Origin of the sequence: Rhizobium sp. NRK18 (assembly GCF_024385575.1) — a bacterium.
In the GTDB taxonomy this organism is placed as follows: Bacteria; Pseudomonadota; Alphaproteobacteria; order Rhizobiales; family Rhizobiaceae; genus JANFMV01.
This window is the reverse complement of sequence record NZ_JANFMV010000001.1, coordinates 2,632,550-2,647,677: the sequence shown is the minus strand read 5'-3', so window position 1 is coordinate 2,647,677 and position 15,128 is coordinate 2,632,550. Positions and strand designations below refer to the sequence as shown.

Here is a 15,128-nt window from a genome sequence, read left to right as displayed (position 1 = left end):
TTCAGCCTTCCTCGCCTTCGCCGCGAATCCAGAAGGCCTTGCCCGAGGCGAAGCGGTCCTGCGCCAAGGTTTCCTTGAGGAAGGGCAGGAGCGTGTGCAGCTCGTCCTTCAGGGTGAACGGTGGATTGACGACGATCATGCCGGTGCCGCTGAGCCCGGTCGTGTCGCGGTCGCTTTTGACCGAGAGTTCGGCTGCCAGCATCTTCTGGATGCCGGTGTCGCGTAGCGCCTGGTGAAAGTCCTTGATCGGCGCGCCCTGCTTGATCGGATACCAGAGGCAGTAGGTGCCGCCGGGAAAGCGCTTGTAGGCCTTGGCAAGGCCCTCGACCAGGCGTTCATACTCGCCCTCCTCCTCGAAGGGCGGGTCGACCAGGACAACACCGCGCTTTTCCTTCGGCGGCAGATGCGCGCCGAGCGCCAGCCAGCCGTCGAGCTCGGTCACCCGCACCTGATAGTCGCCCTCGAAGACATATTTCAGGACCGCGGCGTCCGTCGGATGCAGTTCCATCGCCGACAGCCGGTCCTGCGGACGGAACAGGATACGGGCAAGTTTTGGCGAGCCGGGATAATGGGTTACGCCGCCTTCCGGATTCAGGCTCTGAACGGCCGAAAGGTACGGCTCAAGGATTTCAGCCACCTTTGGCGGCAGGTTCGCGCCGATCAGCCGGCCGATGCCGTCGCGCCATTCGCCGGTCTTCTGCGCCTCCTCGGAGGTGAGGTCGTAGAGCCCGATGCCGGCATGGGTGTCGATCAGCCGGAAGGCCTTGTCCTTGGCCTGCATATAACGAATGATGCGGGCGAGTAGGGCGTGCTTCAGGACATCGGCGAAGTTGCCGGCATGGTAGATGTGGCGGTAGTTCATTCGCTGACGTGATCGCTCCGATGATTTCTTGGAATGCGGACATTTCCGACTTTGGGGCGTCCGGTCTCTCCTCTATAAGAGACGTATGAACATCGCCGCACCCATCCGCTCGCAATCCTCCACCGGTCATACGGCCTGTCCGCACGACTGTCCATCCACATGCGCGCTCGACGTCGAGCTGACCGCCGACGGCAAGGTCGGCCGCGTGCGCGGGTCCGCCGACAACAGCTATACCGCCGGCGTCATCTGCGCCAAGGTCGCCCGCTATTCCGAGCGGCTCTATCACCCGGACCGGCTGATGGCGCCGAAACGGCGGATCGGCGCGAAAGGCGAGGGGAACTGGCAGGAGGTTTCCTGGGACGCAGCGCTCGACGAGATCGCCGAGGCCTTCGTCAAGGCGGAGGCAAAGGACGGCTCCGAGGCAGTCTGGCCGTATTTCTATGCCGGCACCATGGGGCTAGTGCAGCGCGATTCGATCGAGCGCCTCCGCCACGCCAAGCGCTATTCCGGCTTCTTCGGCACGATCTGCACCAACATGGCTTGGACCGGCTACACCATGGGTACCGGCACCTTGCGCGGACCGGATCCGCGCGAGATGGCCAAGTCCGATTGCGTGGTGATCTGGGGCACCAATGCGGTTGCCACCCAGGTCAATGTCATGACGCACGCGATCCGCGCCCGCAAGGAACGCGGCGCCAAGATCGTCGCCATAGACATCTATGACAACCCGACCATGAAGCAGGCGGATCTGAAGCTGATTCTGAGGCCCGGCACGGACGCAGCACTCGCCTGCGCCGTCATGCACATCGCCTTTCGCGACGGTTATGCCGACCGCGACTACATGGCCCGCTTTGCCGACGATCCGGCCGGCCTTGAGGCGCACCTGAAGACCCGCACGCCGGAATGGGCGGCCGGCATTACCGGTCTCACCGTGGACGAGATCGAGACCTTCGCCAAACTCGTCGGCACGACGCCGAAGAGCTATTTCCGCCTCGGCTACGGTTTCACCCGCCAGCGCAACGGCGCGGTCGCCATGCACGCGGCGCTTTCGATCGCCACGGTTCTCGGCTCCTGGCAGCACGAGGGTGGCGGCGCGTTCCATTCGAATTCCGACATCTTCAAGATCAACACGGCGATCGTCAAAGGCACGGCGATGGTCGACCCGGACATCCGCATGCTCGACCAGTCGCAGGTCGGCCGGGTGCTGACCGGTGACGCCGAGGCGCTTCGTCACCGCGGCCCGGTGACGGCCATGCTGATCCAGAACACCAATCCGGTGAACATCGCGCCCGAGCAGCGGCTTGTGAAGCAGGGCTTTCTGCGCGACGACCTGTTCGTCGCCGTCCACGAACAGTTCATGACGGATACCGCCGAGCTTGCCGACATCGTTCTGCCGGCCACCATGTTCCTCGAACATGATGACATCTATCGTGGCGGCGGTCAGAGCCACATCCTGATCGGCCCGAAGGTGACGGAGCCGCCGGCGACCGTGCGCACCAATCTCTTCGTCATCGAGGAACTGGCAAAGCGGCTCGGCGTCGCCGACCGTCCGGGTTTCGGCATGAGCGAACGCGAGCATATCGCCGCCATGCTGACGGCGTCCGGCCTGCCGGACTTCGATACGCTGGCCGAGGAAAAATGGTTCGACCGCCAGCCGGCCTTCGAGGATGCCCATTACCTGAACGGCTTTGCCCATCCGGGCGGCAAGTTCCGCTTCCGGCCTGACTGGACCGGCACGCCCGCGCCCAACCGCCCGCCGGAATCGGTCGGCGTTCTCGGAGCCGTCGATCGCCTGCCGGTCTTTCCCGATCACGTCGAACTGATCGAGGAAGTGGATGAGGCCCATCCCTTCCGCCTCGCCACGTCGCCCGCCCGCAATTTCCTGAACTCCACCTTTGCCGAGACGAAGACGTCGCGGCAGAAGGAGGGTCGGCCGGAACTTATGATCCATCCCGACGATGCCGCGCGGCTTGGTGTGGAAGACGGCGCGGTCGTGCGCATCGGCAACAATCGCGGCACGCTGCGCATCCATGCCAAGGTGACCGACGAGATGAAGCGCGGCACGCTGATCGCCGAGGGGCTCTGGCCCAACAGCGCCCATCTCGACGGCGAGGGCATCAACGTCCTGACCGGCGCCGACTGCGTCGCCCCCTATGGCGGCGCGGCCATCCACGACAACCGCGTCTGGCTGGAAAAGGTGACAGCCGAGCAACCGGAATTCGCATGAGCAAGTTTGAGAGGACGAAGATCGAGATCGTCGAGGACAGGACGATCTGGCAGGGCTGGAGCCGTTTGAGCGAGGTGACCTTCGACTACACCCGCTCGGGTGGCGACACGTCGCGCATCACCTGGGAAATATACGATCGAGGCCGGGCGGTGGCGGTGCTCCTGTTCAATCGCGAAAGCGAGACCATCACCTTCGTCCGCCAGTTCCGGCTTCCCGTCTATCTGCAGAAGCTGCCGCATTTCCTGCTGGAAGCGCCGGCCGGCAATCTGGAGGAGGGCGATCCCGCCGACGGCATGCGCCGCGAAATCCTCGAGGAGACGGGTTACCGGGTTGAAGATGTCGTGCCGCTGTTCGAAGTCTACATGTCGCCGGGCGCCTATATGGAGCGCATCCAGTTCTTCGCCGCTTTCGTCGATCCGTCGATGAAGGTCGCCGAAGGCGGCGGCCTCGACCATGAGAACGAGGATCTGGAACTCGTGGAACTGCCGCTGGAGGAGGCCTACGCCATGATCGGCCGCGGCGAGATCGTCGATGGCAAGACGGTGATGCTGCTGCAATGGGCGATGCTCAACCGCGAAGCTCTCAAGGCCGGCAGGATTCCCGTTCCCGGCTGATCCCCGGCCGTCAGAGGGCCTCTTCCCTGTCGGCGATATAGCCGCCGGTCTGGCGGTTCCAGAGGCGGGCGTAAAGCCCGCCCATCGCCAGCAGTTCGTCGGGCCTTCCTTCCTCCACGATCCGCCCCTTGTCGAGGACGACGATCCTGTCCATCTGCGAAATTGTCGACAGGCGATGGGCGATGGCGATCACCGTCTTGTTCTCCATCAGCAGGTCGAGGTTCTGCTGGATCGCCGCTTCCGCCTCGCTGTCGAGCGCCGAGGTCGCCTCGTCGAGCACGAGGATCGGCGCATCCTTGAGCAGCACGCGGGCGATCGCAACCCGCTGCCGCTGCCCGCCGGAGAGCTTGATGCCCCGGTCGCCGACATAGGCGTCGTAGCTGCTGCGACCTTCGCTGTCCTTCAGTTCAGGGATGAACGTGTCGGCCTGCGCCAGACGCGCCGCATTCTCCATCTCCTGGCGGGAGGCGCCGGGTCGGCCATAGAGAATGTTGTCGCCGACCGAGCGGTGCAACAGCGACACGTCTTGCGTGATAACGCCGATCGCGTCGCGCAGGCTCGCTTGGGTGACGCGGGTGATATCCTGTTCGTCGATCAGGATACGTCCGCCCTCCAGGTCGAAGAAGCGCAGCAGCAGGCTGACGAGCGTCGTCTTGCCGGCGCCCGACAGGCCGACGACGCCGATCTTCTCACCGGCTTTCACGATCAGCGACAGGTCGCGAATGACGCGCTGGTCCTTCTGGTATTCGAAGCGGAGGGCTTCGAAGCGAATTTCGCCATGCGTCACTTCCAGCCGGTGGGCATCGGGGGCGTCTCGGATGGTCGGCGGTGTGGTCATCACCGGCATGGCGTCGCGGATCGTGCCGATCGCCTCGAAGATCTGCTGGCCCATGTTGAGGAAGGCGCGGGCATTGGAAGATAGCCGCTGGGCAATCGTGATCGAGGCGACGAAATCCCCAAGCGTGACGAAGGACGCCGTCATTCCCCAGATGCCGACGATACAGGTGGAAAGCAGCAGGAGCACGTTCAGGGTGATGATGGTGATGTCCGCCGTCAGCATGACACGACGTTCTGTGTGCTGGGCGGCGAGCGATTTGCCGAGGGCCTTGCGGATTGCACCCGCCTCGCTGTCTTCCGCCGAGAACAGCTTGACCGTCTGGATGTTGGAATAGAGGTCCGCCATCGTCCCGACCACGCGGCTGCGGGTCTTCGCGGTGCGGCGGGCGAGATCGGAAAACAGTGGCACCGCCTTGCGGGCGACGAAGAGGTTCGCGACCGCCCAGACGAGCACGGGAATGGCGAGTGGCCACGATATGGCCGCGACAAGGATCAGCGAGCCCGTCACCTGCACGATGAAGTTCGGCAGGACCCACGCCGCCACCGCCAGTTGCTGCTTGATGGCCGAGGCGACCTGGGCGATGCGCGTCGCCACTTGTCCGGCAAACAGGTCGTGGAAGAAGGCGAGGTCCTGGCGCTCGACCGCCTTGTGTCCGTGCCATTGCATGAGGACGGATAGGCTGACGGATATGACCTCCGAGCCCAGCGTGTTGCAAAGGAAGGCAAGCAGCGGCATCACCGGGAAGAACAGGACACCGAAAGCCACGATCGCCGACATGTGGCTCTCGACAAAAGCGGCGGCCCCTTGCGTCGTCACACCGTCGACCAGTCGCGAAATGCCCCAGATGACGGCCAGATTGCAGGCTTCCGTCGCCATGCTGAGCAGGAGTATGGCGATCAGCGCCCCGCGGCACATGCGTGCGAAATGCAGGAGAAGCGCCAGCGGTCCGTCGGAGGGCAGGGGCCGAAACGGTATCTCCAAGGGGCGGACAAGCGTCTCGAACGGGTGAAAGACGCGGTCTGACAGCGACATGGCAACCTGCTTTTTGATGATATCAGGGCGGGCGGTTGTGTCTGTTCACTAAACCATGAGTCGTGCTGACGGACGAAGCCAATCGCGTGTCATTCACCAGGGTATGTCTTCAAACTGTCTTTGTCTCCCGTCTTGCTGCCGGGAGACGACCGTGGCGTCAGAACTCTTCGCCCTTCGCCACGGTGATGCGGGTATCGACGCGCTCGACGCCTTCGACGGAGCCGGCGGCCTTGGTGGCGATTTCGATTTCGCGTTCCTGCGGCACGGTTCCGCTGACGCGCGCGGTATCGTCGTGAACCTCGACCTCGAGCGCCTCGGCATGAACGCCTTCGGTCGTGGCGAGCACGCCGGCGACGCGGGTTTCCGTAAGCTTGTCCTTGACGGCGCGGATTTCGGCGCCTTCGTTATGCTCGTCGAAGAATGACGGAAGTTCGTATTTCATGGCAATCCTCCTTTCGCTTTCCAGGATGCGGGGCATGAGCCCTGCCTAAGGAAAGCGCTTCACGGTCTGGATTGTTCCATGATGATCCCGGAATGGGGCAGGGATCAGACGGAAATGAGGAAGTCTCCGCCGTCCGTCGCCGAGATCGCGCCGCCGGCGACTTTGGCGAGTGCGCGGGCGTAGATCTTGTGCTCTACCGTCAGAACGCGGTGGGCAAGATCGTCGGCGGTGTCGCCAGCAAGGATCGGCACGACGCCCTGGGCGATGACCGGCCCTTCGTCCATGCCTTCGGTCACCACATGCACGGTGCAGCCGGCCAGCTTCATGCCGGCGTCGATCGCCCGCTGGTGGGTGTGAAGACCCGGGAAGAGCGGCAGCAGCGACGGGTGAATGTTGAGGATGCGTCCGTCATAGGGCCGGATGAACTCGGCCGAGAGCAGGCGCATGTAGCCGGCGAGACAGATCAGATCCGGCTTGATTTCGGCGAGGCGGGCGAGGATGGCGGCTTCATGAGCAGCCTTGCTGTCATAGTCCTTGCGCACGAAGACATGTGTGGCGATGCCGAGCGCTTCCGCCTTTGCGAGCCCGCCGGCATCCGCCTTGTCGGAAATGACGGCAACGATCTCCGCCGGGAAGTCCGGTGCCTGCGCGGCCTTGGCAAGCGCCACCATGTTCGAGCCGGAGCCCGAAATGAAGATGACGACGCGCTTCTTCGCTAAACTCATAGGGCGAGCGTACCCTTGTAGACCGTGCCGGGCGCACCTTCGCTGCGCTCGACCATCCGGCCGAGCGGGAAGACCGTTTCGCCGGCGTCGGCGAGCGCCGCACTGACGGTGTCAGCCTTGTCGGCAGGAACGACGACGATCATGCCGACGCCGCAGTTGAACGTGCGCAGCATCTCGTTGGCGGCAACGCCGCCCGTTGCCGAAAGCCAGGAGAAGACCGGCGGAACGGCAATCGACGCCAGGTCGATTTCGGCCGCCAGCGTCTTCGGCAGCACGCGCGGAATGTTCTCCGGGAACCCGCCGCCGGTGATGTGGGCGAGCGCCTTGATCGCGCCGGTGTCGCGGATGACTTTCAGCAGCGGCTTCACATAGATGCGGGTCGGGGTCAGCAGCGCTTCGCCGAGCGTCTTGCCCTCGGCGAACGGTGCCGGCGCATCCCACGAGAGACCGGAGAGTTCGACGATCTTGCGCACCAGCGAGAAGCCGTTGGAATGCACGCCGGAGGAGGCGAGGCCGAGAATGACGTCGCCCGCCTCGATATTGTCCGACGGCAGCAGCTGGCCGCGTTCGGCGGCGCCGACCGCGAAGCCCGCGAGGTCGTAGTCGCCGGAGGAATACATGCCGGGCATTTCCGCCGTTTCGCCGCCGATCAGCGCGCAACCGGCTTCCAGGCAGCCGGCGGCAATGCCGCCGACGATCGCCGCGCCCTGGTCGGCGTCGAGCTTGCCGGTGGCGAAATAGTCGAGGAAGAACAGCGGCTCGGCCCCCTGGACGACGAGGTCGTTGACGCACATGGCGACGAGGTCGATGCCGACGGTGTCGTGCCGGTCGGCGTCGATGGCGATCTTGAGCTTGGTGCCAACGCCGTCATTGGCGGCGACCAGCACCGGATCGGTGAAGCCTGCGGCCTTCAGGTCGAACAGGCCGCCAAAGCCACCGATCTCACCGTCGGCGCCCGGACGGCGCGTCGACTTCACAGCGGGCTTGATCTTCTCTACCATGAGATTGCCGGCATCGATGTCGACGCCTGCATCGCTGTAGGTAAGGCCGTTTTTGCCGGACTGGCTCATCGATCGCTCTCCACTGGCTCGGAACGGTTTTTCGTGCGGCTGGCAATTGCACGGGTCAGCGCGATATGCAAGCCGGATGAGGCTGAAAACCCCGGTTTTTCACCGCAATGCGGGCGGTTTGCGGTCGAGCGGCCGCGTCCGTCCCATACCACGTGATACGTTGTACAGCATGGTGCCGCTCCGGTTGATGCACCGGATTTCGATTGTGGGGGCGGCGATGACGGGCGGACTTGACCAGTCTCCCACACGCATCCTATCTCCTGTGAACGGGAATATCTGCCGGACCGGTTCAGTTCGCGGCGCAAGACGAGGAAACCGAAGCTCTTGGAACACAAACACATCAGCAGTGCGAGCCTCAGGCGGCAGGCGATCTTCTGGCTTTGCGCCCTGCTGGTTCTTGTCGTGTTCCTCGCCGTCTTTCATTCGATCCTGCTGCCCTTCGTGGCCGGCATGGCGCTCGCCTATTTCCTCGATCCGGTCGCCGACCGTCTGGAGAGGATCGGGCTCAGCCGGATGATGGCGACCATCGTCATCCTCATCATGTTCATCGTCGTCTTCGTGATCGCCCTGATCATCCTGATCCCGATCATCGCCGGCCAGTTGTCAGACTTCATCTCCAAGCTTCCGGGCTACATCAACCAGCTGCAGGACTTCATCACCCGCCAGCACGGCACGCTGATGCCCGACTGGATCGCCAATCAGGTGACGACGGTGAAGGAGAACTTCTCGAACTTCATCACCGAGGGCGCCGGCTTCCTTGCCAAGCTGCTGGGCCAGATCTGGAGTTCCGGCAAGGCGCTGGTCGATATCGCCTCGCTGTTCGTCATCACCCCGGTCGTCGCCTTCTACCTGCTGCTCGACTGGGACCGCATGGTCGCCAAGGTCGACAGCTGGATCCCGCGCGACCACGTCGCAAATGTCCGCCTGATCGCCCGCGAAATGGACGGTGCGATTGCCGGCTTCGTGCGCGGGCAGGGCTCGCTCTGCCTGATCCTCGGCCTCTATTACGGCATCGGCCTGTCGCTGACGGGGCTGAATTTTGGCCTGCTGATCGGCCTCTTCAGCGGTGCCATCAGCTTCATTCCCTATATCGGCTCGACCGTCGGCCTGGTGCTCGCCTTCGGAGTCGCCGTCGTCCAGTTCTGGCCGGATTACCTCCATATCGGCCTGGTGCTGATCGTGTTCTTCTCCGGCCAGTTCCTCGAGGGCAACATCCTGCAGCCGAAGCTCGTCGGCCAGAGCGTCGGCCTGCACCCGGTCTGGCTGATGTTCGCGCTGTTTGCCTTCGGCCTTCTGTTCGGCTTCGTCGGGCTGCTGGTGGCGGTGCCGGCCGCGGCCGCCGTCGGCGTTCTCGTCCGCTTTGCCCTCAACCGCTATCTGGAAAGCGATCTTTATCACGGACACAACGGCATGAAGGTCATCGAACACGATACCGCTCCGGAGGAACTGGAGCCGTAAGATGAAGAAGAGCGACCGTCAAAGGCGCGAGACCGGCCAGTTGCCGCTGGCCTTCCAGCATGCCGCCGCGCGTGGCCGCGACGACTTGCGTGTATCCGATCCCCTGAGTGCTGCCGTTTCGATCATCGACGAATGGCCGCGCTGGCCGTCGCCCGTGGTCATCCTGGCGGGCCCGGAAGGCGCGGGCAAATCGCATCTGGCCGCCATCTGGCGCGAGCGCAGCGGCGCCGTGCCGATCACCGCCGACACCTTCGCGAAGGCCAGTGAACTGGCGGCCGAAGGGCCGGTGGTCTTCGAGGATGCCGACCGTGCCGGCTTCGACGACGACATGCTGTTCCATGTGATCAATTCGGTGCGCGAAAACGGTACCAGCCTCCTGATGACGTCGCGCCTCTGGCCGATGTCCTGGCCGGTGACGCTGCCCGATCTTGTCTCGCGGCTGAAGGCGGCGACCGTCGTGGAGATCGGCGAGCCGGACGAGGAACTGCTGTCACAGGTGATCGTTAAACTGTTCGCCGACCGGCAGCTTCTCATCGAAGACAGGCTGGTGCTCTACATCGTCAATCGGATGGAGCGCTCCATGCGTGCGGCCCAGAAGATCGTCGAGAGCCTCGACCATCTGGCGCTCGCCAGGGGGACGCGGATCACCCGGGCGCTCGCCGGCGAGGTCATAGACGAAATGAGCGGCGGACAGGGTGTCGAGTGATTGTCACATAACCGTCGTTAACGTGTTATAATTCGCGGGAAATCAAACGAAGGCAGATACATGGACACGTTCGCATCCGACAACCAGAACATGGAACAGCAGGAAGGAACGGTTGTCGACGATCCGTTCGAGACCCTGATTGCCAGCCCCGAGCGCTTCGTCAATCGTGAATTTTCCTGGCTCCAGTTCAATCGCCGGGTGCTTGAGGAAACGCTGAACTCCGCGCATCCGCTCCTCGAACGTGTCCGCTTCCTGTCGATTTCGGCCGCCAACCTCGATGAATTCTTCATGGTCCGTGTCGCCGGCCTCGAAGGCCAGGTGCGACAGGGCATGTCGATGAAGACGCCCGACGGCAAGACGCCGGCCGAACAGTTGGACGAGATCCTTAAGGAAATCGACAAGCTGCAGATGGAGCAGCAGGCCTCGCTCGCCGTGCTGCAGCAGGCGCTTGCGCAGGAGGATATCCTGATCGTTCGCCCCGGCGCGCTGTCGGACGAGGATTCGCAGTGGCTGAGCAATGAGTTCGCCGAATCGATCTTTCCGGTGCTGACGCCGCTGTCGATCGATCCGGCGCACCCGTTCCCCTTCATTCCGAACCTCGGCTTCTCGGTCGGGCTCCAGCTCGTCTCGAAGACCGGCCGCGAGCCGATGACGGCGCTGCTTCGTCTGCCGCCGGCGCTCGATCGTTTCGTCCGTCTGCCCGACGCCGGAACGACGATCCGCTACATCACGCTTGAAGACGTGGTGTCTATGTTCATTCACAAACTCTTCCCCGGTTACGAGGTCCAGGGCTCGGGTACCTTCCGCATCATCCGCGACAGCGATATCGAAGTGGAGGAAGAGGCCGAGGACCTCGTGCGCTTCTTCGAAACCGCACTGAAGCGCCGCCGCCGCGGTTCGGTGATCCGCATCGAGACGGATTCCGAGATGCCGGCCTCGCTGCGCCACTTCGTGGTGCACGAACTCGGCGTCCCGGACAACCGCGTCGCGGTTCTGCCCGGCCTGCTGGCGCTCAACACGATCTCCGAGATCGTCAAGGCGCCGCGCGAGGAGCTGAAGTTCGAAACCTTCAACCCCCGCTTCCCCGAACGGGTCCGCGAACATGCCGGCGATTGCTTCGCCGCCATCCGCGAGAAGGACATGGTGGTCCACCATCCTTACGAATCCTTCGACGTGGTCGTCCAGTTCCTGTTCCAGGCCGCCCGCGACCCGGACGTGCTGGCCATCAAGCAGACGCTGTACCGCACCTCCAACGACAGCCCGATCGTTCGCGCCCTGATCGATGCGGCCGAAGCCGGCAAGTCGGTGACCGCGCTTGTCGAGCTGAAGGCCCGCTTCGATGAGGAAGCCAACATCCGCTGGGCGCGCGACCTTGAGCGCGCCGGCGTGCAGGTGGTGTTCGGCTTCATCGAACTGAAGACGCACGCCAAGATGTCGATGGTCGTGCGGCGCGAAGATGGCAAGCTGCGCACCTACTGCCACCTCGGCACCGGCAACTACCATCCCGTGACGGCGAAGATCTATACTGACCTGTCGTTCTTCACCTGCAGCCCGAAGATCGCCCAGGACATGGCCAACGTCTTCAACTTCATCACCGGCTACGGTGAGATGGAGGAGGGGATGAAGCTGGCGGTTTCGCCCTATTCGCTGAGAAAGCGCATCCTCACCCATATCGACGAGGAGATCGAGAACGCCAGGAACGGTCGCCCGGCGGCGATCTGGATGAAGATGAACTCGCTCGTCGATCCCGACATCATCGACGCGCTCTACCGGGCGAGCCATGCCGGCGTCGAGATCGATCTCGTCGTGCGCGGCATCTGCTGCCTGCGCCCGCAGGTGCCGGGCCTCTCCGACAACATCCGCGTCAAGTCGATCGTCGGCCGCTTTCTCGAGCACAGCCGCATCTTCTGCTTCGGCAACGGCCACGGCCTGCCATCGGCAAAGGCGCTCGTCTATATCGGCTCTGCCGACATGATGCCGCGCAATCTCGACCGCCGCGTCGAGACGCTCGTGCCTCTCCTCAACCCGACCGTGCACGAGCAGGTTCTTCAACAGATCATGCTGGGTAACCTGATTGACAACCAGCAGAGCTACGAGATACTGCCCGACGGGACGTCCAGACGCATGGAAGTGCGCGAGGGCGAGGAGCCGTTCAATGCGCAGCACTATTTCATGACAAATCCCAGCCTCTCCGGCCGGGGCGAAGCCTTGAAGTCCAGTGCGCCGAAACTGATTGCCGGTTGGATTTCCGGCAAGAAGAACTAGAACTGGGACTTAATGGTTGAATCAGAAGCCCAGGGGCGCCTTCCGGGTATTGCTCCTGTCTCGGTGATTGACATCGGGTCGAATTCCATCCGCCTCGTCGTCTACGAGGGCCTTTCCCGCGCACCCGCCATCCTTTTCAACGAAAAGGTGCTCTGCGGTCTTGGCCGCGGGATCGCGTCCACGGGCAAGATGCACGAGGAGGGCGTCGAGCGGGCGCTCGCCGCGCTGCACCGTTTCAAGATCCTGTCTGCGCAGGCGCGTGCCCGCACCACCTACGCGCTGGCGACGGCTGCCGCGCGCGAGGCGAGCAACGGTCCGGATTTCATCCAGGCCGCCGAAGAAATCCTCGGCCAGAAGATCATCATCCTCTCCGGTGCGGAAGAGGCGCGCTATTCGGCGCTCGGCATCATCAGCGGCTTCCACGAGCCGGACGGCATTGCCGGCGATCTTGGCGGCGGCTCGCTGGAACTCATCGACATCAAGGGCCAGAGCTTCAGCGACGGCATTACCCTGCCGCTCGGTGGCCTGCGCCTGTCGGAATATGCCAAGGGCTCGCTCGATCGGGCGGAAAGCTTCACCCGCAAGCAGGTTGCCACCGCGACCTTCCTTTCCAAGGGGCAGGGGCGGACCTTCTATGCGGTCGGCGGCACCTGGCGAAACGTCGCCAAGCTGCACATGGAAAAGCGCGGCTACCCGTTGCACATGATGCAGGGCTATGACGTGCCGTTCGAGGACATGATGCAGTTCCTTGGCGAGATCATCGACACCAAGGATCCGGGCAAGGATCCGGCCTGGTCCAGCATTTCCCGCAACCGCCGTGCATTGCTGCCCTATGGCGCGATCGCCATGCGCGCGGTTCTCGAGGAAATGAAGCCGAAGTCGATTTCCTTTTCGGCCCAGGGCGTGCGCGAAGGCTATCTCTATTCGCTCCTGTCCGAGGCCGACCAGGCGCGCGACCCGCTGCTCTCGGCTGCCGATGAACTGGCGATCCTGCGCGCCCGCTCGCCGGAACATGCCCGCGAGCTTGCCGAGTGGACCGGCCGCATGATGCCGCTCTTCGGCATCAGCGAGACGGAGGAAGAAAGCCGCTACCGTCAGGCGGCCTGCCTGCTGGCCGACATCTCCTGGCGCGCGCATCCCGACTATCGCGGACTGCAGGCGCTGAACATCATCGCCCACTCCTCCTTCATTGGCATCACCCATCCCGGCCGCGCCTTCATCGCGCTGACCAACTACTTCCGCTTCGAAGGACTTCGCGAAGACGGCGCGTCGCAGCAACTGGCGGAAATCGCCACGCCGCATTTCCTCGATCGGGCGAAGCTTGTCGGCGGGCTCTTGAGGGTGGTCTATCTTTTCTCCGCCTCCATGCCGGGCGTGGTGAAGAACCTGAGCTTCGTTGTCTCCGACAATCCGGATCTCGACCTCGAATTCGTCGTGCCGGCGGAATATCACGATTTCCGCGGCGAACGGCTCGACGGCCGCTTGCAGCAGCTCGCCAAGCTCACCGGCAAGCGGCTCGCCTTCCGCTATCTCTGAGGTCTGGTCTCAGGACGCCGACTGCAGCGCCAGCCAGCGGCCGGGCGTCATGCCGTAGGTCTTCTTGAAATGCCGGGTCATGTGGGCCTGGTCGGCAAATCCGCTGTCGAAGGCGGCGTCGGCCAGCCCATGGCCGTTGCGCATCGACCTGCGGGCGACATCCAGCCGGCGCAACACCTGAAACCGATGCGGGCTGGTGCCGTAGGCCGTGCGGAATTGGCGGGCCAGCGTGAAGCGATCGACGCCGGCGATCGTTTCGAGTTCGCCGGATGTAATCGTCCTGCGGCAGTTCTCGGTCAGGAAATCGCGGCAGATGGACACCGCGCGGCCATCAAGACGCGATGCTGACCGCCGGCGATCGTCGCTGTGGCGGTTGAGGCCCGCCGCGACCTCCGCCAGAAAGCAATCGAGTTTCAGATCGCCGATTTCCCGGTCCAGATCGTCGAGAACGTCGGCAAGGCTTGCGCGCAGGTTCGGGTCGTCCATCACCGGCGCCGGCACGAAGGGCAGGCGGCCGCCCGCTCCACCCGCGGCGTCGGCAATGCGGTCCGGCGGGATGTAGGCCATGCGGTAGCGCAAGCCGCTTTCCGTGCCGGCACCGCCGTCATGCAGCTCGTCCGGATGCAGGATTATGAGCTGTCCCGGCATGGAAAAACGCGCGGCACCGCGATAGCGGAAGGTCTGCACGCCACTGACGGTGATCCCCAGAGCATAGGTGTCGTGCCGGTGCGGGGCGAAGCCGTTGCCGTGAAACCGCGCCTCGATCCGCTCGATGCCGCCTTCTTCCGGCGCGGCGCGGATCTCGTCCGTCTCGATCCTGCACGAACCTTCAAGACCATCCGGCGCGGGTGCCGTTAGGGTCGCGGTCGAACCCGTTTTCTGAAAGCCCTTCGTGGAGTTGCCGTGCATGTTTGAAACCAAGTTCGTTGTCGTCGTTCGCGAGGATCTGGCCGTCTGGCAGAAGCTCAACGTCACCGCCTTCCTCGCCACAGGCATCGCCGCCGCGAAGCCGGAGATCATCGGCGAAGCTTATCGGGATGCTGCGGGCCATGTCTATAACGCGATGAGCGTGCAGCCGATCATCGTGCTGGCCGCCGACGGCGACACGCTGTCGAAGATCCATCGCCGGACGCTGGAGCGCGACATCGCCTCGACGCTCTATATCGAGGAGATGTTTTCGACCGGCCACGATGCCGCCAACCGGGAAGCCTTTTCCGCCTTCGGGCCGGATGACGCCAAGGTGGTCGGCCTCGCCTTCCATACGGACAGGAAAATCGCCGACAAGGTCTGCAAGGGCGCCCGCATGCACCCCTAAGGCGCTTGAGGTCGGCGGTGAGGAACGCTATAGCGTCG

At 63.8% G+C, this 15,128-nt stretch carries 13 protein-coding genes; 7 read left to right on the top strand and 6 right to left on the bottom strand.

Annotated features, from left to right (window positions below):
• Position 1: 1 nt before the first annotated feature.
• Positions 2 to 862 (bottom strand): 23S rRNA (adenine(2030)-N(6))-methyltransferase RlmJ, encoded by an 861-nt coding sequence (locus tag NN662_RS12435; protein ID WP_261930565.1) that lies wholly within the window; start codon positions 860 to 862, stop codon positions 2 to 4.
• 85 nt (positions 863 to 947) lie between these two features.
• Between NN662_RS12435 and NN662_RS12430 the strand changes: the two genes are divergently transcribed.
• Together NN662_RS12430 and NN662_RS12425 are read left to right on the top strand one after the other, a co-directional pair.
• The gene (locus NN662_RS12430) at positions 948 to 3,089 is read left to right on the top strand and encodes a molybdopterin-dependent oxidoreductase (RefSeq protein WP_261930564.1); all 2,142 of its coding nucleotides are present in this window, start codon (positions 948 to 950) and stop codon (positions 3,087 to 3,089) included.
• Positions 3,086 to 3,703, top strand: a complete 618-nt coding sequence (locus NN662_RS12425; RefSeq protein ID WP_261930563.1) for an NUDIX domain-containing protein — start codon at positions 3,086 to 3,088, stop codon at positions 3,701 to 3,703. The genes NN662_RS12430 and NN662_RS12425 overlap by 4 nt, the downstream gene beginning before the upstream one ends.
• A 10-nt stretch (positions 3,704 to 3,713) precedes the next feature.
• Here NN662_RS12425 and NN662_RS12420 read toward each other — a convergent pair whose 3' ends face one another.
• The 4 genes from NN662_RS12420 to purM all read right to left on the bottom strand — a co-directional run bounded on the left by NN662_RS12420 (position 3,714) and on the right by purM (position 7,810).
• Entirely contained in the window at positions 3,714 to 5,573 is a 1,860-nt protein-coding gene (locus NN662_RS12420; RefSeq protein ID WP_261930562.1) for an ABC transporter ATP-binding protein, read from the bottom strand.
• A gap of 157 nt (positions 5,574 to 5,730) precedes the next feature.
• Positions 5,731 to 6,015: a BON domain-containing protein gene (locus NN662_RS12415; protein ID WP_261930561.1), complete on the bottom strand. Its 285-nt coding sequence runs from the start codon at positions 6,013 to 6,015 to the stop codon at positions 5,731 to 5,733.
• A gap of 104 nt (positions 6,016 to 6,119) precedes the next feature.
• Positions 6,120 to 6,740: a phosphoribosylglycinamide formyltransferase gene (gene purN, locus NN662_RS12410; protein ID WP_261930560.1), complete on the bottom strand. Its 621-nt coding sequence runs from the start codon at positions 6,738 to 6,740 to the stop codon at positions 6,120 to 6,122.
• Positions 6,737 to 7,810, bottom strand: a complete 1,074-nt coding sequence (gene purM, locus NN662_RS12405; RefSeq protein ID WP_261930559.1) for a phosphoribosylformylglycinamidine cyclo-ligase — start codon at positions 7,808 to 7,810, stop codon at positions 6,737 to 6,739. Before purM ends, purN begins: the two co-directional genes overlap by 4 nt.
• Before the next feature lie 324 nt (positions 7,811 to 8,134).
• Here purM and NN662_RS12400 point away from each other — a divergent pair, with 324 nt between their 5' ends.
• The 4 genes from NN662_RS12400 to ppx all read left to right on the top strand — a co-directional run bounded on the left by NN662_RS12400 (position 8,135) and on the right by ppx (position 13,775).
• Entirely contained in the window at positions 8,135 to 9,268 is a 1,134-nt protein-coding gene (locus NN662_RS12400; RefSeq protein WP_261930558.1) for an AI-2E family transporter, read from the top strand.
• Between the two features lies 1 nt (position 9,269).
• Positions 9,270 to 9,974: a DnaA regulatory inactivator HdaA gene (gene hdaA / locus NN662_RS12395; protein WP_261930557.1), complete on the top strand. Its 705-nt coding sequence runs from the start codon at positions 9,270 to 9,272 to the stop codon at positions 9,972 to 9,974.
• Positions 9,975 to 10,064: 90 nt separating this feature from the next.
• A complete protein-coding gene (locus tag NN662_RS12390; protein WP_410010980.1) occupies positions 10,065 to 12,239 on the top strand; it encodes an RNA degradosome polyphosphate kinase in 2,175 nt (724 codons plus the stop codon).
• Between the two features lie 12 nt (positions 12,240 to 12,251).
• Complete coding sequence (gene ppx / locus NN662_RS12385) at positions 12,252 to 13,775, top strand: exopolyphosphatase (RefSeq protein WP_261930555.1); 1,524 nt, start codon at positions 12,252 to 12,254, stop codon at positions 13,773 to 13,775.
• A gap of 9 nt (positions 13,776 to 13,784) precedes the next feature.
• Here ppx and NN662_RS12380 read toward each other — a convergent pair whose 3' ends face one another.
• Positions 13,785 to 14,684 (bottom strand): AraC family transcriptional regulator, encoded by a 900-nt coding sequence (locus tag NN662_RS12380; RefSeq protein WP_261930554.1) that lies wholly within the window; start codon positions 14,682 to 14,684, stop codon positions 13,785 to 13,787.
• On the opposite strand from NN662_RS12380, the gene NN662_RS12375 reads away from it, so the two are divergent.
• Entirely contained in the window at positions 14,683 to 15,090 is a 408-nt protein-coding gene (locus tag NN662_RS12375) for a DUF2000 family protein (protein WP_261930553.1), read from the top strand. The two genes, NN662_RS12380 and NN662_RS12375, sit on opposite strands and share 2 nt — an antisense overlap.
• Positions 15,091 to 15,128 lie beyond the last annotated feature (38 nt).

Coding starts and splice junctions, on each gene's coding strand:
- NN662_RS12435 (WP_261930565.1), bottom strand. CDS start 862: ATGAACTACCGCCACATCTACCATGCCGGCAACTTCGCCGATGTCCTG.
- NN662_RS12430 (WP_261930564.1), top strand. CDS start 948: ATGAACATCGCCGCACCCATCCGCTCGCAATCCTCCACCGGTCATACG.
- NN662_RS12425 (WP_261930563.1), top strand. CDS start 3,086: ATGAGCAAGTTTGAGAGGACGAAGATCGAGATCGTCGAGGACAGGACG.
- NN662_RS12420 (WP_261930562.1), bottom strand. CDS start 5,573: ATGTCGCTGTCAGACCGCGTCTTTCACCCGTTCGAGACGCTTGTCCGC.
- NN662_RS12415 (WP_261930561.1), bottom strand. CDS start 6,015: ATGAAATACGAACTTCCGTCATTCTTCGACGAGCATAACGAAGGCGCC.
- purN (WP_261930560.1), bottom strand. CDS start 6,740: ATGAGTTTAGCGAAGAAGCGCGTCGTCATCTTCATTTCGGGCTCCGGC.
- purM (WP_261930559.1), bottom strand. CDS start 7,810: ATGAGCCAGTCCGGCAAAAACGGCCTTACCTACAGCGATGCAGGCGTC.
- hdaA (WP_261930557.1), top strand. CDS start 9,270: ATGAAGAAGAGCGACCGTCAAAGGCGCGAGACCGGCCAGTTGCCGCTG.
- NN662_RS12390 (WP_410010980.1), top strand. CDS start 10,065: ATGGAACAGCAGGAAGGAACGGTTGTCGACGATCCGTTCGAGACCCTG.
- ppx (WP_261930555.1), top strand. CDS start 12,252: ATGGTTGAATCAGAAGCCCAGGGGCGCCTTCCGGGTATTGCTCCTGTC.
- NN662_RS12375 (WP_261930553.1), top strand. CDS start 14,683: ATGTTTGAAACCAAGTTCGTTGTCGTCGTTCGCGAGGATCTGGCCGTC.
- NN662_RS12380 (WP_261930554.1), bottom strand. CDS start 14,684: ATGCACGGCAACTCCACGAAGGGCTTTCAGAAAACGGGTTCGACCGCG.